The organism is Corynebacterium propinquum DSM 44285 (assembly GCF_000375525.1).
Taxonomy (GTDB): Bacteria; Actinomycetota; Actinomycetes; order Mycobacteriales; family Mycobacteriaceae; genus Corynebacterium; species Corynebacterium propinquum.
In genome coordinates this window covers 146,739-172,470 of sequence record NZ_AQXC01000002.1, presented here as the reverse complement: position 1 = coordinate 172,470, position 25,732 = coordinate 146,739, and the positions used below count along the sequence as shown (strand labels likewise).

The following is a 25,732-nucleotide window of genomic DNA, read 5'->3' as shown; positions in this document are numbered from 1 at the left end:
TTAATAGGTGTCTCATGGGCGTCTAATAGATGCTGTGGTTTCGCTGGGTGTTCGAACCAGTGCGCCGGTGTGTGCGCCTGTGTGTCTAGGCTGTAAGTCATGAGTTTCAACGCTTCCCGCATGCTAGCCTTCGATTTGGAAACAACCTCCAATATTCCGCAGGAGGCCCGGATTGTCACCTCTGCCCTGGTCTCGATCGAAGGCTCAACCGTGGATTCGCAGGAAATGCTGGCGGATCCGGAAATCGAGATTCCACAACCAGCCGTCGACGTGCATGGTATTACCACCGAGTATGCCCGGGAGCATGGCCGCAACCATGACGAAGTGCTCGCAGATACCATCGCGGCGATCAAAAAAGGGTGGGAAGAAGGCAAAACATTGGTTGTCTATAACGCGAATTATGACTTGACGGTGCTGCGGAGTTTGGATCAGGATTTCACGGTGACTGGGCCGGTGTTTGATCCGTTCGTCGTCGACAAGCTGAAGGATAAATACCGCAAAGGCCCGCGCACGTTGGGCAAAGTCTGCGAAGAATACGGCGTGCCATTGGATAATGCGCACGAGGCCACCGCCGATGCGATGGCTGCGGCCCGGATTGCCTGGAAGCAAGTGAACCAACGCTTTCCGGAATTGGCGAAGCTAGATGATGGCGAGCTGATGGAATATCAAGCCGTGGGCTATTACGAGATGCAAACTGAGTTCAAACGCTATTTGGCCTCGCGCGACCGGGATGCCTCGTCGGTAGCGACGTCATGGCCGATGCAAGGTTAGGCTGGTAAGCATGAAAAAATCACTCGTGACCGCGCTCATTGCCGGGGCGGCAGTGCTGGCGGGTGCCATTATGCTGGGCCCGCAACGTATTGCACTGGCGAACCAAGCAACCGGCGATGAACAACTAGCTACCGAATTAGCTGAGCTCTCCGTTCCCGGGCACAACCAGCTTGCGGCTATGACCATCGAGGACGGTGTCACCAACTATGCCGGCTGGGGCGCTGATAACGAGACCGAGGTGGAAATTGGTTCGGTCACGAAGATGTTGACGGCTGAACTACTGCGTCACGAAATCGACAACGGCGCGGTGAAATTAGAAACCACGCTGGGTGAGCTAATCGACGAGCTCGCTGATCCAGTGGCGTCGGTGACGCTAGAAGAAGCCGTCAACCACACTGGCGGGCTGCCCCGGCTCGCGGGCGTCGGATTTACCGCAAACCTGGGCTTTTCTGTATTGGGTACCAACCCCTACGACGGCATTGGGCGTGACGACGTTGTTGCTGCCGCCAATGGCATAGAAGAGTTAGAAAACCGCGGAGAAGAACAATACTCCAACCTCGGTTTCGCGCTACTCGGCTGGGCACTAGCAGAAAATGCCGACACCACCTACGAGGAGATGCTGCACGATGTGCTACTCCAGCCATTAGGTATGCACAATACTTTCGTAGCCAATGAACCACTTCCCGACGATGAACCAGCCGGGCTACTCAACAATGGGCGGCACGCCCAGCCATGGGTAACGGAAGGTTACGCACCCGCGGGCATGGTGCGCTCCACCGCCACCGATATGGCGCGATTCGCCGAATACCTCCTGGACAAAGGGCTACCAGATTACGGCTGGGCCCGCACCGCTTCGGCACAGGATAGCGACAACGACAACAACGCCAGCAGCAACAACAGCAACAACAACGCAGGATGGCACAACGGGCAAACCGGTGGCTATTCCTGCATGCTGGTCATTGCCCCAGAAACGGGCCGCGCTGCCTTTGTCGCAGGTAATACCCCGCGTGGTGTGGAACAAATCGGATTACAGCTAGCAGGAGAGGAAGTGCACTAATGTCCGCAATTATCAACCTCATCCTGGTATTTTTGCTGATCTTCAACTGGGGCTTCGCCGCATGGAAGGCACGGGAGAAAACGGGCGCCATCTCCATCCAAATCATCAACCTGCTGATCAATATCGGATTGACGATGTTCATTGCCTACGTCGTCGCCTGGAATTCCGTGGTACCCATCTGGGTCTGGTGGGGGTTGGCTGCGCTGATGGCAGCGTCGGTCACGCTTATCGTCTACCACATGCTGGAACGCCAATCGGTGGGCGCCAACGCAGGGGCTCGTGCTGAGAAAAAATCGGCAACGTCGCGCAATTAAATTCAGCAGCGCGCAGCTACAGGTCGCCACTATCGTCGGCAAGCATACGCGCGATTTCCGCGGTCAGCCGGTAAGTGCGTGCGCAATCCAGGGTGTTATCTCCCGGTAACCCCGGCTGTGGGCAGATATCAAGTACGCCTGCACCAAAAACCCGATCAATACCAAGGGTATCGAGCAAGCGCGCAACAGAAATCGCTTGCCTCCGGGGATTTTCTCCCCGGTCATCCCAGACCATGTCTGCCGGTACGCATGCCAACCCCACCCGCATGCCAGATTCCACCAACTCCGCAAGCTGATCCAGCTTCGCGGTACCAGTCACACAGCGTTGGTCCACGATGATTTCACGAACTCCACCAGCTGCCGCGCCTTCGGTAACTTGATCACGATGTTCGCGAACTACCTGAGCAATCACGTGGCGTAGCGGACCATGATCCGCATCCGAGACATTAAGATAATCCACTGCTCCGCCTGCACACCGTGCCAGCAACGCCGCAGCATCATCGGAAGCAAGTGGGGCTATCTGGTGATAATCGGTAGCACCAGGAATAGCACCACGCACACAGCGAGCTAAATACGGCTCATCGAGCTGGAGCACAGTGGAAGCAGAAAATCTCCGGGCGATATCTGCGCGAAAATTGGCAACGCCAACGGCCAAGGCGTCGGCAAGATCGAATAACGCGGAACGATCGCTCAGCACCCGGTGGCCGCCAGCCAGCTCAATTTGGCTAGCCAAACTCACCGGCCCCATAACCTGTACCTTGATCACCCCGCCCGGGTGTTGCCAGGCCTCTTCGAGCACATCCGCATCACGGGCCCGCAGATCGCGAAGAAACCACGACCACCGCTGCGGACGAGCTTTCAACTGCCAACGGCGCGCTCCCCGATCCACGCTCAGCGATTCCAGCAACGCGGCAGTATAGCCCACCGCATCAGAACCCAAGCCACGCTGCGGCAACTGGGGTAGATGCAGCCGATCACCGAATTCGCTGATGACCATATCCCCCGCTGCCGCCATCGAAGTGCCAGCCAGCGGACCAAGCCCCCAATACCCCGTTCGATTCATCTGCTTCATGGAATACTTACTCGTCGCTGCCACAATGTGAAACGACCTTAGGCGGCCGTGTCGCAGATCGTGCCCGAGCCCAACACAATATCGCCCAAACCATCATCAGTCGGTAAATACAGCACGGCAGCCTGGCCACGCGCTACACCTGACAAAGACTCGTGCAGCTCCAGGCGCATGAAATCGGCCTCACGGTCAATGACCGCGCGACACGGCACCACCGAACCATGCGCGCGCACCTGTACCAAGCATTCCAGCTCACCATCCATCGCTGGATGCAGGAATTTCAGCCGGTCTGCACCGATGGTGTGAATGCGTAAGTCTTCGCGCGAGCCCACCAGAACCGTGCCGGTTTCAGCATCAATATCGGTGACATAGCGCGGGCGACCATCCGCGGCCGGAGTTTTAATATCCAGGCCCTTGCGCTGGCCAATCGTATAATTCCAAGCACCATCATGCTCTTTCAGCTGTTCGCCAGAATTCTTGTCGACGATCATGCCAGGGCGCATGCCAATCGAACGGCCCAAAAAAGCCTGCGTCTTCCCGTCCGGGATGAAGCAAATATCGTAGGAATCCGGCTTGGATGCCGTAGAAAACCCGTGGCGGGCTGCTTCTTCTCTGATCTGCGGCTTCGGGGTATCACCAACCGGGAACATGCAGTGCGCCAATTCATCGGCACTGATGACGCCCAGCACATAGGACTGGTCTTTGTTCTGGTCCGGTGAACGGCGCATATAGCCGTCGTCGTCGATGGTGGCATAATGCCCGGTGGCAACAGCATCAAAGCCTAAGGCCATGCCCTTTTCCAACAGCGCGCGGAACTTGATTTTCTCATTACAGCGCAAACATGGGTTCGGGGTTTCACCGATCGCGTAGGATTCCACGAAGTCATCAATAACTTCTTCCTTAAAGCGCTCGGAAAAATCCCACACGTAGTACGGAATGCCCAGCTTGTCACAAATGCGACGGGCATCAGCAGCATCTTCCAACGAGCAGCAACCGCGGGCTTTTTCGCGGGTTTGCTGGGCGTCTTGATGCAGAGCCAAATGAACGCCAACTACATCGTGGCCTGCCTCAACCGCGCGTGCGGCTGCCACTGAAGAATCGACGCCGCCGGACATTGCTACCAAAACTCGCATGTTTCATAGTGTAAGCCCAGTGTCAAAGCCGGGCTTAGCTCGAACGTCGACAAGCCCCGTAGAATAGCGCGCTATGGGACGCAAGCGGGCAAAAAATCAGGTGCGGGATACTGACTCCATCGTCGGGCGGTACGTAATCGACACAGGGCATGCAGAAATCAAACCCGATGCCTTCCGCGACAATGGTTTTTACCTCTACGTCAATGGAGTTCCCAGCTCGCACGTCGTTATCGGAGAACCTGAATATTTGGACTTTGCGTACATGCGTTGGTTTGCTGCAGCCATCGAGGATTTTCTTGGCAGGCACGGGTGGGATACCAACCGCCTCCGAGTCACCCACCTGGGCGGGGCTGGCTGTTCCATGGCACGCTATTTAGCATGGCGCTGGCCGCAATCCCGGCATACCGTGGTAGAACTCGATACCCGGTTGGGCGAATACGTACGCGACTGGTTCGATATTCCGCGCTCACCAACGGTAAAAATCCGGCCCGGCGATGCTGCAGAAGTTACAGCAAGTTTTACCGCTGAAAGCCGCGATATCGTCATCCGCGATGTATTTTCCGGTGATAGCACGCCGTCGGCGCTCACCACCACGGAGTTTGCACAGCAGGTTTATCAGGCACTGACCCCCGGCGGACTATATCTGGCAAACTGTGGTGCGCGCAGTGGGGTTCACGACGCACGCGCCGAGATTGCGCGATTGCAGGAGTTCTTCGCGGAGGTGGCTGTGATCAGTGATGCTGGAACCCTACAGGGGCGCAGTGGGGGCAATATGGTGCTGGTAGCTACGGATGCACAGCTGCCACAGGCAGGCAGTCCGGCTGCTGACCAATTACGCAGCGTGCTACTGCGTGGAGCAGTCCCTGCGCAGTACCTCGATGCTGACCAGACTCAGAACTGGTCGCGGGAATAGCAGGTTAGAGCTCAGAAACCTTGCGCGCTGTCTCGATGATCTCCGGTAGTTGCTGACAAACAGCATCGATGTCGTCTTCGGTCGTGGTATACCCCAGGCTAAAGCGCAGCGCGCCGCGAGCGCGGGCATCATCCGCGCCCATCGCTTCAAGAACATGGCTTACGCGGTTCACACCAGCTGCACACGCCGAACCAGTCGAGACCGCAACCCCCGCGCGATCCAAGAGCATGATCAGACTATCGCCATCGGTGCCCAAGAAAGACACATGCAGATGCGTCGGCAAAGCAGGCTCCGTCGTGTTAACCACCACATCGTCGATGTGCGCAGTAATAAACGTGCGTAATTTGTCGCGCAGGCGCGCCAGACGGGCAGCTTCGCGTTCGTGTTCCCGCAATGATTCCTGCAACGCTGCCGCCAAACCTGCTGCGCCTGCAACGTTGACTGTTCCCGGACGAATCCCGCGTTCTTGGCCGCCGCCAAAATACACCGGTTTCGGCGCCGGAGTGCGCTGAGCCAGCAACAGACCAGTACCGCGCGGGCCACCAAATTTGTGCGCGCTAGCCGCGAGAGTCGTTGCCTGCAACTCATGGAAATTAATCGGCAGCTTGCCGACGGCTTGGACTGCATCAACATGGACCGGAGTGCCCACCGCTGCCGCGCGCTGGGTAATTTCTGCAATCGGCTGAATGCTGCCGACCTCATTATTGGCGTACATACACGTCGCAAGTGCAGCCGGGGTATCTAGCGGCGAAAGATCACACACGCGGGCAGCACCGTCGACCGGTAGATCAACAACCTGCGCTCCACGGCCCGCGAGCATGCCAGCGACATCGCGAACCGCCGAGTGTTCCGCGGCCGGAACGATGATCCGATTGGATTCACTCGCCGCATACAACCCCTGCAGTGCGATATTGTCTGACTCCGTGCCAGAAGCAGTAAAAATCACCTCGATGGGCTCGCAACCCAAAAGCTCCGCGACGGTCTCGCGGGCAGAATCCAGCACGCTGCGGGCCTGCCGTCCCGCCGCATACTGGCCATTCGGGTTCAATGCACCGGAGGCTTCCACCCACGCATCAATCGCTGATTGACGCATGGGTGTTGTGGCAGCATGATCGAGATAAGTCATAGACCCCAGCCTAGCTGCTAGCTCAACGCGTGCCAGCGCCATGTAGGATTAGCTGCGTGCGCGGGCTTGCAATTCCGCAGTCAAAGCCGGCGCGATCTCGTGCAAATCGCCTACCACGCCTAAATCGGCGACGCTAAAGAACGGCTCATCGGCATCCTGGTTGACGACGATGATGTGCTCCGCGGTCTGCATACCCACCAAGTGTTGAATCGCTCCGGAAATACCGACACCGATATACAGCTTCGGGCTCACAGTCACACCCGTCTGGCCAATCTGGTGGGCAGGCGCATACATACCATCATCGACGGCATCACGGGTAGCGCCAACTGCAGCACCCAGGCTATCGGCAAGCGGCTCTATGACTTCGGCGAAATTCTCCGCGGAACCGACACCCCGGCCACCGGCAACAATGTTTTTCGCCTGCAGCAGATCTGGGCGATCCCCCTTGACAGCCGGAGTAAACGATTCCACGCGAACCTCGTTGTCGGCAGCACCATCCACCGAGAATTTCTCGACGATGCCCGCGCCCTTCGCCGGGCTAGCCTCGGCGTCGACAGCACCCGGGCGCAGGCTATAAAGCGGACAATCGCCTTCGGCTTGGGCGAGCACCTCAACCGAACCGCCGAAAATCGAGTGCACGGCTGAACCATCGGCATTGATTCCGACGACGTCGGCAAGAATCCCGGAAGCCAAGCGCGCACCCAACCGGCCGACGATTTCATTGCCCGCAGAATTCGCGGAGACCACGATCGGCGCCGGGTCCGCAGCAGCAAGCGCGCTCAGCGCTTCCACCTCTGGCATAACCAATCGCTGGTCATAATCTGCGACTTCCGCACAATAAATCTTTTCCGCACCGGCGCTGGCCAGTCCGTCGACAAGTCCGTCGCAACTGCCCGGTGTACCCACGGCAACCGCGCGAACCGATCCCAGCGCACGAGCTGCGGTAAACAGTTCTTGCGTTACCGGGCTAATCTGCCCATTTTCGTGTTCTACCAGCACATACACGTGTGACATAGCAGTGATACTCCCTCAGTCGCGTCGTTAAATAAGGTTGTTTTCGGCCAAGTAGTCGGCAATCTGGCGGGCCTGCTCTTCCGGGCTACCGGAATCAATCACAGCACCGGCGGTTCGCGGTGGGCGCTTTTTATGCTCGAGTACCCGCGTGGTCGCATTCTCGCCGCCAACCATATCCGCATCCAAGCCAATACCAGCAATGTCGACGGTGGTAATCTCGTGCTTTTTTGCTTGGCGCAAGCCTTTAAACTTCGGGAAACGTGGGCTTGCGGATTTATCTGTCACAGTAACCAAAGCAGGAAGGTTCGCCGAGAGCTGCCAGGTGCCACGGTTATCTTCGCGGGTTGCAGACACGGTGCCACCGTCGACAGTAAGCTCATGCACCGCGGTCAACGCTGGAATCTCCTGGAATTCTGCCACCAACCCTGGCACCGTACCGGTGGAACCATCAGAGGAATAATTACCGCCAATGATCAGCTGCACGTCATCAATCGATTCCAATGCGCTGTGCAGAGCAAATGCGGTTCCTAACGCATCGCTGCCCCCCAAAGCCTCATCGCTCACGTGCACGGCATCGTCGGCACCCATCGCGATGGCTTTCCGCAGGGCTTCTTCGTGGTGTGCTGGGCCCATGCTCAGCGCAACCACCTGGTATTCGGTACCTTGCTTGCCTGCATCCTCCCGAATGCGCAGCGCTTGTTCCACCGAAAATTCGTTAATTTCATCGACGATCACATCGACGGATTCCCGATCCAAGCGGGCATCATCACGTAGCGTTTTCGTGGACCAGGTATCCGGCACAGTCTTCACCAAAACCACGATGGTGGGCATTTTCTGCCACCTACCTTTCTTTGCCGTTTCGTGCGTCAACGAATCGAAGGCGCACGTTATGTATTTCGTGTATGTCGTTTGTTCCGTTTATTAAGGTGTCTCAGACCACCAAGCGCAACTGTACCACTCAGTCTAGTTTTCCTAGACAGATCAGGATAGTTTAGATTCATGCGGTCTCACACCATCCTGCCAATACGATCTTCCGGTTGGTACTCCAAGAATTCACGATACGCCGGGTCCTGCCAACCTTTCCCGACAATAGGATGAATGACGGTATCACGCGCCATCTGCATCACATCGGCCACCGTCGCGCAATCAGCGAGTTTGCGCAGCTGCGCCCACGTCGGCAAGACAAAACGCACCAAACCTGCCCGCCAGCCGTCGAGAAGCAACTGCGGCGAAAACCAATTCGCGTCCTCAGCTTCCCCGCCCGGGTCTGGTGCCGGGCACTGCCCATCCGGCACACGCGCGACAAAAGAAAACGTATCGAACCACAACTGCGTACGATCCGATTTTCCAACCCAACGAGCCCACGGAAGCAGCAAATCCGAGCGCACTTTGAGATCATGTTCCTGCATCAGATCCGACAACGCAATCTCGTGCGATTCCAAGCGGCGCCGCGCATAATCATACGGAGCCACATTCGCAATCGGGGCACCGTCGCCATGCACCGCCAACAACGCGCCAGATTCTTCGAATAGCTCACGGACTGCAGCAAAAACCAGCGCATGTGCCTTATATTTATTGGTCTCCATCCGCCGCGCCAACGACACCGCCGACGGGCCACACCAATGCTCACCGGAATTCCACGATCGGGCGGGGAAATCGCGGTAATCCACCCCTCCGCCCGGAAAAACTGTGATCCCCGGGAAATTCCGCATCGTGGACACGCGCTCTTGCGCAAATACCTCGAGGCCCTGCACGCCATCCCGGACCAATAACACGGTGGCTGCCAGCCGTGCCCCCTGATAACCCGTCATATCTTCCGGGTTAATGGCATCCACCTGATCGGATTGGTGCTGACAATGAAACTGCGAATGCGCAGGAAATTCCGGCATTATTGTGTCACCTCGCTGCTACTAGCCTGCGCGGTGCGAACCACGGCCCCGGCGAGCACGCCGGGCAAAAAAGCGTGAGCCCAACCGGTCCACCTGAATCGGCTGGTGGAAGGCTTTCGTCAGATTTTCGGAGGTCAGAACGTCGTCAAGCAAACCTTGGGCGACCACCTCTCCCTCATCCAACAACAATGCGTGGGTAAAGCCTTCCGGAATCTCTTCCACGTGGTGGGTAATCATCACAATCGCTGGTGCATCCGGGTCCATCGCCAGATCCCCCAAATACCCAACCAGATCCTCGCGTCCGCCCAAGTCCATTCCGGCTGATGGCTCATCGAGAATCAACAACTCCGGGTCAGTCATCAACGCACGGGCCAGCAGCACACGCTTGCGCTCACCTTCCGACAGCGTGCCCCAAGTGCGTTTCATCAGGTGAAACGCACCCACCTGGTCCAAAATATCGTAGGCCCGCTCGAAATCGAGCGATTCATAGTCTTCGCGCCAGCGCCCCAAGACCGCATATCCAGCCGAAACCACCAGGTCGTCGACACGCTCACCAGCCGGGATCCGATTCGCTAACGCTGCAGAAGAAATACCGACCATCGCGCGGACATCGCGCATATTGGCGGCACCAAATTTCTCCCCCATCACAAACGCTGTTCCCGCTGACGGGAATTCCTCCGCTGACGCCATACGCACCAACGAAGTCTTTCCAGCGCCATTCGGCCCGATGATTACCCAGCGCTCGTCTAACTCGACCTGCCAATTAACCGGCCCCACCAACGTATTCCCGCCACGGCGCAAGGCGACATCGCGGAAATCAATGAGCAAATCCTCGCTGGTAGTAGGCTCTGTGGCTCCGGACGTAGAAGTCATAATCTCAATCGTCTCTTTCTTGACGTTTCTCACGCTATGCAGACAAAACCGGTTACTTTCAAGCCCACAACAGGGCCCTAGGCTCATCGGCTCTGTCCGTCGGCGCTGGTCTCGGTGAGGTTCCACCTACTAGCTTAAAGCACTCACTTACCGAGCTTTAGAACAACGCACTCGCTAGATCAGTACGCGCCTGTTTCACCCGCGGGTCTGCTGGATCAAACAACTCAAACAAAGAAATCACGCGGGTACGCAGACGGTTTTTATCATCACCAGCAGTGGTTTTCATCGTAGAAATCAGCCGGGCAAACGCCTTTTCCGGCGCTCCAGCCAAGACTTCCGCATCGGCCGCGTCGAGTTGCTTGTCGATGTCATCCGGGGCCTCATCTGCCTCTGCGACGGCATCACCACTGCGATTCGCGGGGTCGAAGCGTTCGATAACTTCGACTGTCTTGCGCGCCACACTGGCTTGTTGATCAGCTGGATCATCGGCCAGAATCGCGTCGTAGTGCACGCGAGCCTGCGCATAATCGCCCGCCGAAAGCGCTTGTTCGGCAGCGTCATGGCGCGGATCAACACCCGCATCGGCCATATCGTCACTGCCTGCACCCCGGGCAGGATCAACGATAGGCTGCGAAGGACCAGACAACTTCGGACCAATCTGTTGGACGAGTGTCTCAACCCACTGCTGTAAAACCTCGGCTGGCTGAGCCCCTTGAAACTGTGTCAACGGCTGCCCTTGCCCCAAGGCGACCACCGTAGGCACCGCATCCGCACGGAATGCCTGTGCGATGGCGGGATTCTTATCAGCATCGACATAACCGAAAACTACTTTGCCGAGTGTGGCATCGCCGACGACGAGTTGTTCGAAATTCCGCTTCATCTCATCAGATTCCGCCGCGCGGGACGTGCCCAACAGCACAACAACCGGCACCTCAGTCGAACGCCGAACCACATCGGCCTCGAAGTTCTGATCAGTAATCTCAAAATACGCCGAGATAGTCCCGCCAGCCGGTTCTGCGGCACCGGAATGCCCGGGCTGTTGGCCACCAGACGCTTGTGGCCCCGACTGGGCGCGATTTTTTAGCTGCTCCAAATCTACTGCTGAGGCAGCAAATCGAGCTGGTTCGTGGCCAGGCTGCCCCGGTTGCTGTGGATGAGTCATCGAAGTTGTGTCCTCCTAGAAAAGCATCGGCGCATTGATTTTCTATGGTGCCGATTAATGCGATGTTTTTATGCAAATTGCTCTTATGAAAGGTGACGGTTTACAGCCTCAACTTTGGCGGTAAGGCCGTTAGTTACGCCTTTTCTAATATCCGCCTTGATCACAAGCGAAACCCGCGGCGAGACTGCTTCCACCGCAGCCGTCGCTTTCTTCACGACGGCAAAAACTTCGTCCCAGTCGCCTTCCACGAGGGTAAACATCGAATTAGTCTCATTCGGCAGACCTGATTCGCGTACTACCCGAACCGCCTCGGCAACTGCTTCCGACATTTCGCCGGTTTCATTCGTGGTCGTGGGTGCAACAGAAAAAGCCACAATCATAGAATCTAGGCTACCTGTTTTACCAATGATGCTTCGTCTGAAGGTGTCACCAGAACGAGCTTTCTACAACGCTGTGATCCTCGACGTTGCAGGCAACAGTGTTAACGCTGTTGTTAACGCTGTTGCCAACAACGGGAATGCCAATGGCGGCGGTCGTCACCTTGACCACCAGAATCGCGTGGCCATGCAACAATGTGCGCCACACCCGGTGGAATATCAACGTTACAACCAGGGCACACATAGTATTTCACCGCACGAACTGCCGCGATCTGCCGGTATTCGTAAGGTCTGCCGAAATCCCAACTCGGGCCTTCTGCCACTTGGGTGCCAAATAGCGATCCGCCATCGGAAGGAATGCTCGAAGGCGAATACTGTGCCCGTCGTGCTTTCCCAGCCTTTTTTCCTTTCGCACCCCGACTATGTCCGTACGCACCGCGTCGTTTTTTCGCGGCCATTTAAAACAACCGCAATTCATTAGGCTCGAGACCACGCAGTTGTTGATAATCCAACGTCACACATCTAATTCCGCGATCACGAGCTAAGGTTTTGGCTTGCTCTTTTATTTGCTGAGCAGCAAAAATTCCGTGCACCGGCGCTAGCAAACTGTCTCGATTCAACAGTTCCAAATATCGCGTGAGCTGTTCTACGCCGTCGATACCACCGCGGCGTTTAATCTCCACGGCAACGGTCTCACCATCGGCGTTACGAGCCAGAATATCAACCGGCCCGATTCCCGTGGGGTATTCCCGCCTCACAAGAGAGTAACCATCGCCAAGCGTCGTGATGTGCTCAGCAAGCAGCTCTTGTAAGTGCGCCTCGACGCCATCTTTGACCAGCCCTGGGTCCTCCCCAAGCTCGTGGTTCGTGTCATGGTGGATTGCATGAAGAGTGATACGCAGTTGCTCACCCTGCGGATTTTCTACCACCCATAGTTTTTCTTCTGTGTCGTCACCGTCGATATCGGTGATCGCGGATTCAGTCAGCGTGCATGGCGAGGTCATCCAGTTCAACGGCTTATAAGCGCGATTATCCGCATGCACCGACACGGAACCGTCAGCCTTTACCATGATAAGACGGTCTGCAGCAGGCAAGTGGGCATCCAATCTGCCGACATAATCGACAGAACAGTGGGCAATCACTAAACGCATGCCCACTACCCTAGCGCAGCGTACAGTACGCCAGCACAGTCAGCGTATTATTTACGCGATTGCTGTGGCTTTGGCGCCGTGCGTTCTTGACGGCTATCTGGTGCAGATTCCAACCAGGATGTAATCGCCATAGCCGCAGAAGTATCGACAGCCAATTCAAAATGATCGTCCGCCGTCGAGACTTCCAGCACCTGCAAGTCTGGAGACATAAAAGAACCCTCGGCATCTGTGACCGAACGCTGACGGTGAAGTGTCAATTCTTTGCGTTCAAGTACCACATCTGCAGAGGGTGATAAGGAGCGAAGTTTATACATGTTGAGCTGCTGGCCATTGCACACTACTCGGCCATGCCGCCAGCCATGCGTCCCTTTCGCTGGGAGCCGACGAGCGATAACGGCGTTTCCTTTAGATCGCAGCGTGAAAAATTTCCATGCGGCCAATCCTGCGACAATTACCAGCGCTACTAGTCCGCATAATGGTAAAAAGCTACCCATAAAATCCTGCATTAAGCTGCCACCTTAACCAACAGAAGAGATTTCGGATTATCTTAGTACCTACCAAGGTATTTGTGAAATATCTCTACCAATTCACAAGGAACCCGCTGCGACCGCCTGTCAGAAAACCGGCGTGCCAATATCGAGTGCTCCGAGCACGATAGAAAGGCTGCGGAAGAGCGTCCGGGATTCACCGAATAGACCGAGGTGAAGACTATACGCAGAAAGGCCCTTCCCGAAACATTCGGGAAGAGCCTTTCTTCTGGTTTTATAGCCACCTAACTAGCAATGATAGTTAGGCCCGGGCGCAAACCGTAGTAATCTGAGAAGATTAAATCATCTCCATGCGGCGCTGTGCGCGCCGAGCGGTTGTACCGTGCGCACGCACATACTCGTCGTCAGAAGCTTCATATTCTTCGATTACCGAAGGATCCAGCTCATCGGAGGTAATCGCCCAGTCTGCCAGTACAGTTACCTTTTCCTTGGATACGGACAAGAAACCGCCCTGTACGCCGAAGACGACGCGTTCGCCGTTGGACCCGGTGATGGTAACCACACCGTTGTCCAACAACTCACCGAGTAGGGGTTGGTGCCCAGGCAACACGCCGAGCTCACCATCGGTGGTCTCAGCAGTGACCATGGTGGCCTGGCCTGACCAAAGTTTACGGTCGACCGCGACGAGTTCCACGGTGAATTCAGCCATGTGTGTCGCCTACTTCCTACTTCTCGTTCATCTTCTTGTACTTTTCCTCGACATCGTCGAGACCACCCAAGCCGTCAAAGGCCATTTCTGGGTAATGGTCGAACTCGCCATCGCAAATGCGCTCGAAAGCGTCGATGGTGTCTTCCAGAGGAACAGTCGAACCCGGCAAGCCTGTGAACTTCTCAGCAACGTAGAAGTTTTGGCCCAAGAAACGCTGAATACGACGGGCACGTTGAACGGTGACCTTATCTTCCTCGGACAGCTCATCCATACCCAAGATGGCGATGATGTCTTGCAGTTCCTTGTTCTTCTGCAAAATGTTGATCACGCGCTGAGCAATTGCATAATGGCGCTCACCAACGATGCCTGGCTCCAGGATACGAGAGGTCGACGACAATGGGTTCACGGCTGGGTAAATACCCTTGGAAGCAATCGAACGATCCAACTCGGTAGTTGCATCCAAGTGCGCGAATGTCGTCGCTGGGGCTGGGTCAGTGTAGTCGTCGGCAGGAACGTACACAGCCTGCAAAGAGGTGATCGACTTACCACGAGTCGAGGTAATACGCTCCTGCAGAACACCCATCTCGTCGGCCAAGGTTGGTTGATAACCCACAGCAGATGGCATACGGCCCAGCAGGGTCGAAACCTCGGAACCAGCCTGGGTGAAGCGGAAGATGTTGTCAATGAACAACAGAACGTCCTGGTTTTGGACGTCACGGAAGTATTCCGCCATGGTCAGGCCGGACAGGGCTACGCGCATACGAACCCCTGGCGGTTCGTCCATCTGACCGAAGACAAGCGCGGTGTCTTGCAACACACCCATCTCCTCCATTTCCAGGAAGAGGTCAGTACCCTCACGGGTGCGCTCGCCGACTCCAGCGAACACGGAGGTACCGGAGAAGTTTCGGGCAATACGGGTAATCATTTCCTGAATCAGCACGGTCTTGCCGACACCAGCGCCGCCGAACAGGCCGATCTTGCCGCCTTTCACGTAAGGCGTGAGCAAGTCAATGACCTTGATTCCGGTTTCCAGAATCTCGGTTTTGCCTTCCAATTCGTCGAATGGTGGCGGATCGCGATGGATTCCCCAGTGTTCGCCGTCGCGGCCCAAGCCTGGTTCGTCCAAGCACTCACCGAGTGCATTGAACACGTGGCCCTTCACACCGTCTCCAACCGGAACGCTGATTGGGCTGCCAGTATCGGTCACCTCGGCACCACGGACGAGTCCGTCGGTCGGAGCCAAGGCAATGGTACGGATCAGGTTATCGCCGAGGTGCTGTGCAACCTCAAGCGTGATGGTCTTGGCGACTGCCTCGAGGGTGACCTCGACAGTCAGCGCGTTATACAGAGCAGGCATCGCTCCACGCGGAAATTCCACGTCGACGACCGCACCGGTGACGCGCACGACGCGGCCGGTAGCGTTCGCGCTACCTTGCTGCGTGTTCTGCTCATCAAGAGCTGTAGTCATGATTTAGTCACTTTCTCCGCTGCCGGCAAGCGCACCAGCGCCACCGACGATCTCGTTGATTTCCTGGGTAATCTGTGCCTGACGAGCCTGGTTAGCAACACGTGACAGGTCATTGACCAAATCCGTAGCGTTGTCCGTCGCGGCTTTCATTGCCGTACGACGTGCGGCAGACTCAGCAGCCGATGCTTCCAGAAGCATTGCGTACAGAATACGCGAGACGTACTTCGGGAGCAGGGATTCCAGCAATGCTTCTGGATCCGGCTCAAATTCCATCTGTGCTTCGGTGTCACCATGCGTGGTGCTGAAGTCCTCATCGATGACTTCTTCGTCCTGGTAAACAGGCTCAATGGGAAGCAGTTGATGAACGTTGACTTCTTGGACGAGCATCGACTCGAATTCAGTGTGTACAACGTGAACTGAATCGAATCCGAACAAGTCCTCGTCTTCAGCGACGTTAACTCCGTCGCGGTGCGGCGCAGTGCCCTCTGAGCTGGCTTGGAAACCCTCGATGAGATGCTGACGCATATCATGGGTGGCTTCCATGCTTGGGTCCTGGGAAAAACCGGTCCACTGTCCAGCGATGTCGACGCCACGGAATTGGTAGAAATCAACTCCCTTACCACCGGCGACATATCGCTTGACCTCATAGCCTTTTTCCTCTAGAAGCTTCTCAAGCTCGTTGGCACGTTTCAGCACGTTGTAGTTATAACCACCACACATGCCGCGATCCGAAGTAATGACCAATACTGCAGCAGTCTTGACGTTCTCGCGTGGCTGCAACATTGGGTGCTCCAACGTTGTTGCTGATGCCAAACGCTCCATAACCTCTTGCATCTCGTCGGCATAAGGCTGCGCTTCTTCGACACGTGCCAAGGCCTTGTTAATGCGCGAGGTGGCGATCATTTCCTGCGCTTTAGTGATCTTCTTCGTAGAGTTCACTGACCGAATACGGTCGCGTAATTCGCGAAGAGTAGCCATGGTTTCCTTCCCTCCCTTCTTTCCTTATCTCGAAGCAATCAGAGTAACTAAGCAAGTTACTTCTTGACGCTCTTACGGGAGACGTTGAGCTGGTTCTTCTCCACTTCGGACTCTTCCAAAGCTTCCTCGTGGTTGTCGATCACAGGCTCACCCGAGGTGGTCTGGAAACCCTTAGCGAATTCTTCATTCGCGTTACGCAAAGCTTCCTTGGAGTCATCGTCCAGTGGCTTACCGCCTTGAATCTGCTCATAAACCTGAGGAACCTCACCCTGCAGGTATTCGTGCAAATCTGTTTCATAACGACGAGTGTCTTCCACTGGAACGTTATCGAAGGCGCCTTCGGAAGCCAGCCAGATCGAAACGATCTGGTACTCCACGTTCTGAGGACTGGACTCAGGCTGCTTCAGAAGCTCAACCAGTCGTTGACCGCGGTCAAGCTGTTGCTTGGACGCTGCATCGAGGTCAGATGCGAAGGTAGCGAAAGCCTCGAGGTCGCGGTATGCGGCCAAGTCCAGACGCAGGTTACCAGCAACCTTCTTCATACCCTTGGTTTGTGCTGCACCACCGACACGAGAAACAGAAATACCCACGTCGATAGCTGGGCGCACGCCCTGGTTAAACAGATCCGACTGCAAGAAAACCTGACCGTCGGTAATCGAAATAACGTTGGTCGGGATGAAGGCGCCAACGTCATTCGCCTTGGTCTCGATAATCGGCAGAGCCGTCATCGATCCAGCACCAAGTTCATCATTGAGCTTCGCAGCACGCTCCAGCAGGCGAGAGTGCAAGTAGAAAACGTCGCCTGGGTAGGCTTCACGTCCTGGTGGACGGCGCAGCAACAGGGAAATCGCACGGTAAGCTTCGGCCTGTTTGGTCAAGTCATCGTAAATGACCAGAACGTGCTTACCTTCGTACATCCACTGCTGGCCCAAAGCAGCGCCAGAAAATGGTGCCAACCATTTGAAGCCTGCAGCATCGGATGCTGGTGCGGCAACAATGGTGGTGTACTCCAGAGCGCCGTGCTCTTCCAGTGTGCGACGAACGCCGGCGATGGTGGTGCCCTTTTGACCAACTGCGACGTAGATGCACCGAACCTGCTTATCCGGGTCGCCGGATTCCCAGTTTTCCTTTTGGTTCAGGATGGTGTCGATACACAGAGCAGTCTTACCGGTTTTACGGTCACCAATGATCAGCTGACGCTGACCACGGCCAATTGGAGTCATCGCGTCGATAGCTTTAATGCCAGTCTGCATTGGTTCTTCGACCGGCTGACGGTCCAAGACGCCGGCAGCCTGCAGCTCGAGCGCGCGCTCTTTATCAGATTTGATGTCACCCAGGCCATCGATTGGCTGGCCCAGGGGGTTAATTACGCGGCCAAGAAAATCTTCGCCGACTGGGATGGACAGTACTTCTCCGGTCCGCTTAACCTCATCACCTTCAGCCAGTGATTCGAAGTTACCCAAAACAACGACACCAATGGAATCTGTGTCGAGGTTCTGCGCGACGCCAATAACGCCGCCAGGAAACTCCAGGAGCTCATTCGCCATCACGGACGGTAAGCCAGAAACGTTGGCAATACCGTCGGCTGCCGAAATGACCACGCCGACCTCCTCACGGGAGGCCGTCGCGGAATAGCTCGAGGTGTAGTTCGCAATCGCGCTACGGATCTCGTCGGAGGAGATCGTTAGCTCCGCCATGTTCTTCCTGCTCTCGGTTGTGTTTTTCAGCAATTACTTAACAAAGATCGTCGGTACGTGACAACGTGCACACGATGGTTAACCGGCTGCTAATGCTGTGCGCATGCGCTCCAGCTTTGCTTTAGTCGAACCATCAATTACTTCGTTGCCAACGTGAATGCGCACGCCACCGAGGATGTTGGCATCAACCTCATTGTGGATGGACATCCGGTGATCATAAATAGAGTGAAGCTTCTCTGCGAGCACCGCGGACTGCTCACTGGTCAAGTCTCCAGCACTGACCACACGAGCGATTCTATACCCGCGTAATTCGGCTGCTTGTTCAGCGAGAGCCACAAGATCGCTAGCGGGATCTTTTTCGATCCTGCCCACGGCCTGTAGCGCAAGTGCTTCACTAAACATCGTGACGTTCTTACCTTCGAGGAGTCGAGCAAGCAGTGAGCGTCGTTTCGAAACTTCTACTCGGCGATCGGAAAGCAGCATCGAAAGCTCGCCTTCTCGATGGAGTACGCGAGACAACGCGAACAATTCTTGTTCTACGCGCTCAAGTTGATTGTTGTTCTCCGCGCCGCGCAAAATGATGCGACGTGCTGCAGCAACCAAACCGACCCGCAGATCGCGTGGGTTTGACCAACTCAGCTCAACCGCTCTTTTCACAACAGTCAACGCGCTCGCGGCTAGGTGCTTGGAAAACACTTCGTCCGCTAACGCGACTCGTTGTTCAGAAGGGGCTGCATTGTTGGCAAGCGCAACCCGCAAGGGCCGATCGCCTTCGATCGCTTCGACGACCTCGAAGATTTCTAAACCGGTCTGCGAGTCAACTTCGACGGCATTAGTCGACTGAGACGATGTCTCGTCAACAACTGCAAACAATTGCTGCAGTGCTTCGCGGCTCGCTGCTTTCATGCTTGCCTACTTCCTTGCGGCTGGTGCCACGTTGTCGAGTTCGGACAAGAACGAATCTACGGTGCCGGACTGCTTCGTAGCATCCGACAGCTCAGTACCGAGCAAACGCTCGGCCAAGTTAATCGAATTCTGTCCCAGATCGGAACGCAGATCCGCAACAACCTGTTCGCGGTTTGCAGAAAGCTGTTTATTTCCGGCTTCAATGATACGAGCAGCTTCTTCTTCAGCTTTCGCTTTGTGCTCTGCTTCTATCTGCTCGCCACGCTTACGTGCGTCCTCACGGATAGACGCCGCTTCAGCACGTGCATCGGCCAATTGTGCGTTGTACTTTTCTAACGCAGCTTTTGCTTCCGCCTGTGCAGCTTCAGCGCGGTCCATTCCGCCCTTGATCCGGTCCTCGCGCTCGTCGAGGACTTCTTGGAACTTCGGGATCACAAATTTTGCGAAGAGGAAGACGACAACTGCAAGCGGAATGATCGACCAGACGATGTCGTAGTTCGCAGGCGTGAGGAGCGAATTGCCACCTTCGAGTGGCAATTCCTCTCCATGCTCCGCTAGCAAATAAGTGACGTTCATAGGCTCTCCAGTCTTAAAAAGTGTGGTGTGGTTTCCGCGCTCTTTTTAGAACAGGAAGCCTGCAACGAGGCCGATAAGGGCAAGAGCCTCGACGAAGGCGATACCAAGGAACATCGTGGTGCGCAGCTGGCCGGCCATTTCTGGCTGCCGAGCCATACCTTCCACGGTCTTACCAACCAGGATACCGATACCCAAACCAGGTCCGATGGTTGCCAGACCGTAGCCGATGGCGCCCAGCTCGATGGAGGACTCAGTTGCCTGTGCCAAGATGATCTCGTTCATGTGAAAGTCAATCCCTTTCGTGGTTCTCGGAAATAGTTACCGAGAGTGTAGTTGCTGTGGGGTTATGTAATTAGCCGCGTGGTTCGCGAGTTTGTCAGTGTGCGTCTGCGTGCAGGGACAATTCGATATACACCGCAGTCAGCAATGCGAAGATGTATGCCTGCAAGAAGATAATAATGACTTCGTACAGGGTAAACAGGATCGCTGCCAATACCGTCACACCGGACATTGCCGTCCAACCATTAAGCTGCCAGAAGAAGAAGTTAGTGGCGCTGAACAGCAGTACCAAAATGATGTGGCCTGCAAGGAAGTTCGCCATCAAACGCAGTGCCAGCGTGATCGGACGCAGGATGAACGTCGAGAAGAATTCGATCGGCACGACCAGAAGGTGCAGCGCTGGTGGCAGGTTCGGGATAACCACCGAAGACTTCACGAATTTACCGAAACCGTAGCGTTTTGCACCGGCATAAATCATGGTGACATAAGCCAGTAATGCAAGGGCGATCGGCATTCCGATACGTGCGTTTGCGGAGATGTTCAGACCCGGAATGATCGTCGAGACGTTCATGAACAAAACCGAGAAGAAGATTGCTGCCAGAATTGGCAGGAACCGCCTACCCTCTTTTTTGCCCAGAATATCTTCCGCGATATGGATCCGAACGAAATCCAGCGCGTATTCCATGACGTTCTGCAAACCTGAAGGAACCAGCTTGGGGCTCCTAAAGGCGACGAGGAAGACCACCAGCATGATCGCCAACATGAGAAGGCGGACCAGCATCAAGCGGTCTAGCGCGAACCAACCACCCAAGAAATCATCAAGGATGATGTGGCCATAGTATTGCCCCGGGAAAAATTCTGGGTCCAGTTCAGGCGAGTGGAACTCACCTCGAAAGGCCATAGTTGTAACGCTCAGCGTTCTCTCCCGTGTTCGGGCCGCATGAATTACTCATACGGTGCGATGGACGTCTTCAAACTCGCTGCCATTACCACGGACTCCGTCGCACATCAGCGCGGTAACAGCAGGGGAAACAGCGCAGCATTTCAGTCACACCCTTACAGTTTCCTGTGAAAGGCGCACCACTATTGCGGTTACCCGTGCAGTATACTATCAGCGTATTTCGATTCTGTCGCCTCGTGGGGGTGAATTTTTCTTTATATAGTTCTAGCTGCTTAAATGACAACTTATTTTTAGACAAAAACAATCAGTTGTTTTCTTGCGCCGAAGGCTTTCTATAGGCAGAACATTTTCACCTGAGTCATACCACCCCTGGTTAATCCTGAAGGTGGAATTTCCAGCGCCAATTGTGTGAGTCCTTATCCCACAAAGGTTACTTTCGAGGTCACAATTGCCCAGACCTCTGTCCCCAATGTCAGTACTAAGACCACCACGACCGTGACGAATAGAGATACCGTGTGGTAGAAATCCAAATCCCGAATAGCAAACAGCACGATAACCAGGACGACGATTTTGAGCAGCCAACTGCCCAAAACCACAGCCATCGTCGTTGCAGGCGTGCTGCGCGAAGTCAGCAAAACACTCACGGCAGTCAACAGAACGAAGCTTCCGCCAATTGCTGCACCCAAAACCACACCTGACAAACCAGGTAGTCCAGCTGCCGCTCCCCAGACGACGAGTGAGATTAGAGTCGCGATGATTAAGGCACGGGAGCCTAATTTCAGTCCCCGCCTAAGCGGCAACGAATGATCCTCATATGGTGACACCGACTCACCGACGTCGTCGCGTGTGGAAGATTCGTGTGCAGATTCATTTGGGCTAGTCATGGATTTCCTGTTCATTATTGATAATTAGCAACGTAAAAACGGAGAAATATAGTTGACGCTAAAAAGGCGGCTGGTTAGTCACGAACTTCAATGGTGGTTCGCTTCGTCCAATCTTTCCCGCGCGCAGCGGAATCATTGTGACAACCCCAGCGGCGAGTAGCGCGAGGACTGTTCCGCCAAGCGCCAGCCATGCCGGTACGACCGAAAAACTCACTGCTCCAAATGCCACCACGGCCACCCACAAATAAAGTACCAACACGGTACGACGATGTGTATGGCCTAATGACAACAATCGATGATGAATATGTTGTTTATCCGCTGCCATGGGCGATTGTCCGCGCGCTAACCTGCGGACCACGGCAAGAATCAAGTCTAGAACTGGAACAAATACGGCAGCCAAAACCACGATGAACGGAGATATTAGCGCCAGAATATCCGCTGTCCCGTATAGTGCCATATTAATTTTTCCGCTTGCCGAGGTCGCTGCAGCAGCCAATAGCGTACCGATCAGCATTGAACCTGAATCCCCCATAAAAATCCGAGACGGTTCAAAGTTATGCGGCAAAAAGCCCGCACAGATCCCAACTAGACCGGCGGCGATGATCGCAGGAGGATAGGCTGAAACTGCCCCACCCTGGTCATAGAGAACGGTAAGCGAGAAAACCAGAATCGCACCGCCCGCGATCATTCCAAGTCCAGCTGCTAATCCGTCAAGTCCGTCAACGAAATTCATTGCGTTAATGAGCATAACTGTAAAAAATACAGTCAAGACCAGCGACTGAACTTGATCAAGCACTACAGTCGTGCCGTCGCCAATCGGCAGAAACAGCAGGGTCCACGTCAATCCCAACATGCTCATGAGGCTGGCAGCAACTATTTGCCCGACTAGTTTGACGATTGCACTAAGGTCAAACAAATCGTCGAGTACGCCAACCAGCACAATCGCGAACGCTGACCAGAGCACTGCTGTCATTTCTGGAGTCACCGGCATAAATCCGCGATTCAGGGCAGGCAATTGCATTGCCAGCGCGACAGCAAGCAAAAAACCACTGAACATCGCTACTCCACCCAACCGGGGCGTCGGTTGAGTGTGCACATCCCGCGCTCGAACTTCTGCGATACGGCCAGAGCGCACCATGACGCTGCGGATTGCGCCAGTCACCAAAAACGTGACCACGGCTGCCACCAAGAGCACCAGCCCAAGTTCGCGTAAGGGAATTCCTGCTGCACCCATTAGTTATTCTCTCTGCGTAGCGCCTCCGCCGGCAATTCAAGTACTTCCGCAATACGTTCCGTACTAATCGCGCCTTCTCGCAAAACCACCGGGTGTGGTCCAGAAAGATCAACAATGGTGGACGCCTCGCCTACCGGAGATTCACCGTCGTCCAGATACACCGAGACGGCGCGGCCTAATTGTCTTTCAGCCTCGTTAACGGATGTGGGTGATTTTTGCCCAGAGATATTCGCAGACGATACCGCCATAGGGCCGACCTCTTGCAAAAGGTCAATCGCCACCGGGTGCAATGGCATGCGAAGCATCACAGTACCCCGGGTATCCCCTAAATCCCATGGTAACGATGGGGCTTGAGGCACGATCAGAGAAAGACCACCAGGCCAAAATGCTTCGATCAATGTTTTCATGCGCTCAGGAAATTCACGGACCAACCCTTGTACCGTCGCCCACGATCCCACGAGCACGGCAATTGGCATGTCGCGGCCACGTTGTTTCGCGGCAAGCAACCGGGCAACCGCATCATTATCAAAAGCGTTACAGCCCAAGCCATAAAGCGTATCCGTGGGCATGACAACCAGTTCCCCAGCCCGCGCAGCGGCGGCTGCTGCTGTGACGCCAGCCGTACGCTGAGAATTATCATCGCAGGAGTACGTGGTGCTCATTTCCGGTCCTCGCAGCCCTTCCTCATTTTCGAACCCATTATCCCTGTGGTTTTCATGTCGCCGGTGCTTGGCACCAACGAGATCATGCGATTATTTTACGCTCGTATTCATGCCGAGTAGCCAGTGTGTACATCGACGTCATCGTTTCAAGGCCGTAACGAACCGATTTCGGCCAGTCAGATCCATCAATGGTTGCACATCGTACAGCTCTGGTTCTGTCTTCATTACTTCCTGCACCTGAACGGAAGTCGCGTCATCGTGCTCAATCCCTACCGCGCCACCAGGACGCAATAGCCGCGAGACCTGCGGTCCAAGTTTGTTGATGACGTCCATCCCTGTCGCCCCCGCAAAAACTGCATCGTCTGGATCTGCATAGACTTCTGGATCCAACGAATCATCACGCGGAACATAAGGTGGATTACACACGATGAGATCAACCTTGCCTGTCAGTTCCGTAAGCAACATAGGGTCAAGCACGTCCCCGCGGACTATGTTGTAGCGGATACCGTGTTGAGCGTGGAGATTTAATCGGTTCTTCTCAGCCCATTCGAACGCGCGCTGCGCATACTCCACCCCAATGACCTGTGCATGCCGAACTTCATACGCAATATATGCTGCTAAAGCTCCGCTGCCGGTGCAGAGATCCAACACAGTTGGGCGAACGATACCAGAGTTAAGCTTTTCCACAGCCCAATGCGCAAGCACCTCGGTCTCCGGCCGCGGAATGAATACCCCGGGCCCGACCAGAATCTCGAGGGGGCCAAACGGGGCCGTGCCGACGATATGCTGCAACGGCTCACGGCCTTCACGGCGTTCGATTGCAGTCAGCAGCCCTACCGGGGCGGGTTCACGCAGGTGCAGGAATATCTCAGTCGCAGGCACCCCAAGGTAGTGCGCCGCAAGCAATCGTGCCTCACCTGCAGCATTAGTAATGCCAGCTTCCTGGAAGCGACGCGTGGCGTCGCGAAGCGCTTCGTGGAGCACCGACTGATTTTCCTGTACCTGCACCGAATACACACCGCAGCCTATTTAGCCTCGAGGCGCTCTGCGCGTTCTTGTTCCTGCAAGGCCTTAATCAAGTCGTGCATGTCACCGTTCAACACGCTATCCAAATTGCTGGCCTTATAACCGATACGGTGGTCCGCAATGCGGTTTTCCGGCCAGTTATAGGTACGGATACGCTCAGAGCGGTCCATTGAACGCACCTGCGAAGCACGCTGTTCACCAGCTTCTTCATCGGCCTTTTCGCGCTCAATCTGATCCAAGCGCGCCTGCAATACCTGCATGGCACGAGCCTTATTCTGGATCTGGGAACGTTCCTGCTGGCACGTCACTACCAGTCCCGTCGGCAAGTGCGTAATACGCACAGCCGAGTCGGTGGTGTTCACGCCCTGGCCGCCCTTACCGGAGGAACGGTAGACATCGATACGCAGATCTTTTTCGTTGATATCGACGGATTCGACCTCGTCAGGCTCCGGGTACACCAACACTCCCGCGGCGGAAGTTTGGATACGTCCCTGAGATTCGGTGACCGGGACACGTTGCACGCGGTGCACGCCACCTTCATACTTGAAAAACGCCCATGCACCGTCGCGACCAGGGTTTTTCGCGCGGAAAGAAATCGTCATATCTTTCACACCACCTAGATCAGACTCATTCAGCGCCAGCACGTTCCAGGCAAAGCCCGCCTTATCAGCAAAACGCTCATACATACGGGCGAGGTCCGCAGCGAACAGCGCAGCTTCTTCTCCACCTGCACCGGCTTTGATCTCCATGATGATGTCTTCGGCATCCTGCGGATCACGTGGCGCCAGCAAATCAGCCAGCTTCTCTTGCAGCTGCTCGACCTGGTCCGCTAGCTCATCAGCTTCCGATTGGAAATCATGGTCCTCATAGGCCATCTCACGCGCAGCTTCCAAGTCTTCTTGGGCGGCCGTTAGCTCTTCATAGGTGAGCATAATTGGGCGCAGCTCAGCATATCGCTTCGACAACTTGCCGAATTGCGCCTGGTCACCAGCGATCGACGGATCCGACATCTGAGCTTCGATGCCGCGGTATTCGGAGACGACATCGTCGACAAGCGATACCTCATTAGCCATGA

General features: G+C 55.4%; 29 protein-coding genes. 4 read left to right on the top strand and 25 right to left on the bottom strand.

The features are described 5' to 3' along the window. Positions 1 to 99: 99 nt before the first annotated feature. From B142_RS0102835 to B142_RS0102825, 3 genes are read left to right on the top strand one after another with little or no spacing between them, the layout of a single operon-like run. On the top strand, positions 100 to 771 hold the full coding sequence (locus tag B142_RS0102835) for a 3'-5' exonuclease (RefSeq protein WP_018120036.1): 672 nt from the start codon (positions 100 to 102) through the stop codon (positions 769 to 771). A gap of 10 nt (positions 772 to 781) precedes the next feature. Continuing rightward, complete coding sequence (locus tag B142_RS0102830) at positions 782 to 1,828, top strand: serine hydrolase domain-containing protein (protein ID WP_018120035.1); 1,047 nt, start codon at positions 782 to 784, stop codon at positions 1,826 to 1,828. After that, positions 1,828 to 2,142 carry a hypothetical protein gene (locus B142_RS0102825; RefSeq protein WP_018120034.1) on the top strand — a complete coding sequence of 105 codons (315 nt, stop codon included), beginning with the start codon at positions 1,828 to 1,830 and terminating at the stop codon, positions 2,140 to 2,142. The genes B142_RS0102830 and B142_RS0102825 overlap by 1 nt, the downstream gene beginning before the upstream one ends. Positions 2,143 to 2,158: 16 nt before the next feature. Here the strand turns inward: B142_RS0102825 and B142_RS0102820 are convergent, their stop codons facing one another. Then, positions 2,159 to 3,214 carry a uroporphyrinogen decarboxylase/cobalamine-independent methonine synthase family protein gene (locus B142_RS0102820; protein ID WP_018120033.1) on the bottom strand — a complete coding sequence of 352 codons (1,056 nt, stop codon included), beginning with the start codon at positions 3,212 to 3,214 and terminating at the stop codon, positions 2,159 to 2,161. 38 nt (positions 3,215 to 3,252) lie between these two features. Next, positions 3,253 to 4,344 (bottom strand): tRNA 2-thiouridine(34) synthase MnmA, encoded by a 1,092-nt coding sequence (gene mnmA / locus B142_RS0102815; protein ID WP_026167782.1) that lies wholly within the window; start codon positions 4,342 to 4,344, stop codon positions 3,253 to 3,255. Between the two features lie 73 nt (positions 4,345 to 4,417). On the opposite strand from mnmA, the gene B142_RS0102810 reads away from it, so the two are divergent. Further along, positions 4,418 to 5,257 carry a spermidine synthase gene (locus tag B142_RS0102810; RefSeq protein ID WP_018120031.1) on the top strand — a complete coding sequence of 280 codons (840 nt, stop codon included), beginning with the start codon at positions 4,418 to 4,420 and terminating at the stop codon, positions 5,255 to 5,257. 4 nt (positions 5,258 to 5,261) lie between these two features. On the opposite strand, the gene B142_RS0102805 is transcribed toward B142_RS0102810, so the two are convergent. The 23 genes from B142_RS0102805 to prfA all read right to left on the bottom strand — a co-directional run bounded on the left by B142_RS0102805 (position 5,262) and on the right by prfA (position 25,730). After that, positions 5,262 to 6,383, bottom strand: a complete 1,122-nt coding sequence (locus B142_RS0102805; protein ID WP_018120030.1) for a cysteine desulfurase family protein — start codon at positions 6,381 to 6,383, stop codon at positions 5,262 to 5,264. A 48-nt stretch (positions 6,384 to 6,431) separates the two neighbouring features. Next, the gene (locus tag B142_RS0102800) at positions 6,432 to 7,397 is read right to left on the bottom strand and encodes an electron transfer flavoprotein subunit alpha/FixB family protein (protein WP_018120029.1); all 966 of its coding nucleotides are present in this window, start codon (positions 7,395 to 7,397) and stop codon (positions 6,432 to 6,434) included. Between the two features lie 27 nt (positions 7,398 to 7,424). After that, a complete protein-coding gene (locus tag B142_RS0102795) occupies positions 7,425 to 8,228 on the bottom strand; it encodes an electron transfer flavoprotein subunit beta/FixA family protein (RefSeq protein WP_018120028.1) in 804 nt (267 codons plus the stop codon). Positions 8,229 to 8,404: 176 nt separating this feature from the next. Continuing rightward, positions 8,405 to 9,286 (bottom strand): NUDIX hydrolase, encoded by an 882-nt coding sequence (locus B142_RS0102790; RefSeq protein WP_018120027.1) that lies wholly within the window; start codon positions 9,284 to 9,286, stop codon positions 8,405 to 8,407. Positions 9,287 to 9,307: 21 nt separating this feature from the next. Continuing rightward, positions 9,308 to 10,159, bottom strand: coding sequence for an ABC transporter ATP-binding protein (locus B142_RS0102785; protein ID WP_018120026.1), 852 nt, complete (start codon positions 10,157 to 10,159; stop codon positions 9,308 to 9,310). 157 nt (positions 10,160 to 10,316) lie between these two features. Further along, a complete protein-coding gene (locus B142_RS0102780) occupies positions 10,317 to 11,321 on the bottom strand; it encodes a tetratricopeptide repeat protein (RefSeq protein ID WP_018120025.1) in 1,005 nt (334 codons plus the stop codon). Positions 11,322 to 11,404: 83 nt separating this feature from the next. Beyond that, positions 11,405 to 11,701, bottom strand: coding sequence for an MTH1187 family thiamine-binding protein (locus tag B142_RS0102775; RefSeq protein WP_018120024.1), 297 nt, complete (start codon positions 11,699 to 11,701; stop codon positions 11,405 to 11,407). 113 nt (positions 11,702 to 11,814) lie between these two features. After that, complete coding sequence (locus B142_RS13140) at positions 11,815 to 12,057, bottom strand: hypothetical protein (RefSeq protein WP_081604914.1); 243 nt, start codon at positions 12,055 to 12,057, stop codon at positions 11,815 to 11,817. 99 nt (positions 12,058 to 12,156) lie between these two features. Next, positions 12,157 to 12,849 carry an endonuclease NucS gene (gene nucS / locus B142_RS0102765; protein WP_018120022.1) on the bottom strand — a complete coding sequence of 231 codons (693 nt, stop codon included), beginning with the start codon at positions 12,847 to 12,849 and terminating at the stop codon, positions 12,157 to 12,159. Between the two features lie 47 nt (positions 12,850 to 12,896). Continuing rightward, positions 12,897 to 13,355, bottom strand: a complete 459-nt coding sequence (locus B142_RS0102760) for a DUF2550 domain-containing protein (protein ID WP_236588364.1) — start codon at positions 13,353 to 13,355, stop codon at positions 12,897 to 12,899. A 319-nt stretch (positions 13,356 to 13,674) separates the two neighbouring features. After that, complete coding sequence (locus B142_RS0102755; protein ID WP_018120020.1) at positions 13,675 to 14,046, bottom strand: F0F1 ATP synthase subunit epsilon; 372 nt, start codon at positions 14,044 to 14,046, stop codon at positions 13,675 to 13,677. Positions 14,047 to 14,062: 16 nt separating this feature from the next. Continuing rightward, positions 14,063 to 15,514: a F0F1 ATP synthase subunit beta gene (gene atpD, locus B142_RS0102750; RefSeq protein WP_018120019.1), complete on the bottom strand. Its 1,452-nt coding sequence runs from the start codon at positions 15,512 to 15,514 to the stop codon at positions 14,063 to 14,065. 3 nt (positions 15,515 to 15,517) lie between these two features. Next, positions 15,518 to 16,492, bottom strand: coding sequence for a F0F1 ATP synthase subunit gamma (locus tag B142_RS0102745; RefSeq protein WP_018120018.1), 975 nt, complete (start codon positions 16,490 to 16,492; stop codon positions 15,518 to 15,520). Positions 16,493 to 16,548: 56 nt separating this feature from the next. Then, positions 16,549 to 18,222 (bottom strand): F0F1 ATP synthase subunit alpha, encoded by a 1,674-nt coding sequence (gene atpA, locus B142_RS0102740; RefSeq protein WP_081604909.1) that lies wholly within the window; start codon positions 18,220 to 18,222, stop codon positions 16,549 to 16,551. A gap of 45 nt (positions 18,223 to 18,267) precedes the next feature. Further along, positions 18,268 to 19,095, bottom strand: a complete 828-nt coding sequence (locus tag B142_RS0102735; protein WP_018120016.1) for a F0F1 ATP synthase subunit delta — start codon at positions 19,093 to 19,095, stop codon at positions 18,268 to 18,270. Between the two features lie 6 nt (positions 19,096 to 19,101). Further along, on the bottom strand, positions 19,102 to 19,671 hold the full coding sequence (locus B142_RS0102730; protein WP_018120015.1) for a F0F1 ATP synthase subunit B: 570 nt from the start codon (positions 19,669 to 19,671) through the stop codon (positions 19,102 to 19,104). 45 nt (positions 19,672 to 19,716) lie between these two features. Continuing rightward, the gene (locus B142_RS0102725; protein ID WP_018120014.1) at positions 19,717 to 19,953 is read right to left on the bottom strand and encodes an ATP synthase F0 subunit C; all 237 of its coding nucleotides are present in this window, start codon (positions 19,951 to 19,953) and stop codon (positions 19,717 to 19,719) included. A 94-nt stretch (positions 19,954 to 20,047) separates the two neighbouring features. Then, positions 20,048 to 20,851: a F0F1 ATP synthase subunit A gene (gene atpB / locus B142_RS0102720; protein ID WP_018120013.1), complete on the bottom strand. Its 804-nt coding sequence runs from the start codon at positions 20,849 to 20,851 to the stop codon at positions 20,048 to 20,050. 416 nt (positions 20,852 to 21,267) lie between these two features. Then, positions 21,268 to 21,735 carry a Cg1360 family ATP-synthase-associated protein gene (locus B142_RS0102715; protein ID WP_018120012.1) on the bottom strand — a complete coding sequence of 156 codons (468 nt, stop codon included), beginning with the start codon at positions 21,733 to 21,735 and terminating at the stop codon, positions 21,268 to 21,270. 58 nt (positions 21,736 to 21,793) lie between these two features. Then, positions 21,794 to 22,969: an MraY family glycosyltransferase gene (locus tag B142_RS0102710; RefSeq protein ID WP_018120011.1), complete on the bottom strand. Its 1,176-nt coding sequence runs from the start codon at positions 22,967 to 22,969 to the stop codon at positions 21,794 to 21,796. Continuing rightward, the gene (locus B142_RS0102705; protein WP_018120010.1) at positions 22,969 to 23,631 is read right to left on the bottom strand and encodes an L-threonylcarbamoyladenylate synthase; all 663 of its coding nucleotides are present in this window, start codon (positions 23,629 to 23,631) and stop codon (positions 22,969 to 22,971) included. Before B142_RS0102705 ends, B142_RS0102710 begins: the two co-directional genes overlap by 1 nt. A 138-nt stretch (positions 23,632 to 23,769) precedes the next feature. Continuing rightward, positions 23,770 to 24,615, bottom strand: a complete 846-nt coding sequence (prmC, locus tag B142_RS0102700; RefSeq protein WP_026167778.1) for a peptide chain release factor N(5)-glutamine methyltransferase — start codon at positions 24,613 to 24,615, stop codon at positions 23,770 to 23,772. Positions 24,616 to 24,656: 41 nt separating this feature from the next. Continuing rightward, positions 24,657 to 25,730, bottom strand: coding sequence for a peptide chain release factor 1 (prfA, locus tag B142_RS0102695; RefSeq protein WP_018120008.1), 1,074 nt, complete (start codon positions 25,728 to 25,730; stop codon positions 24,657 to 24,659). Between the last annotated feature and the right edge of the window lie 2 nt (positions 25,731 to 25,732).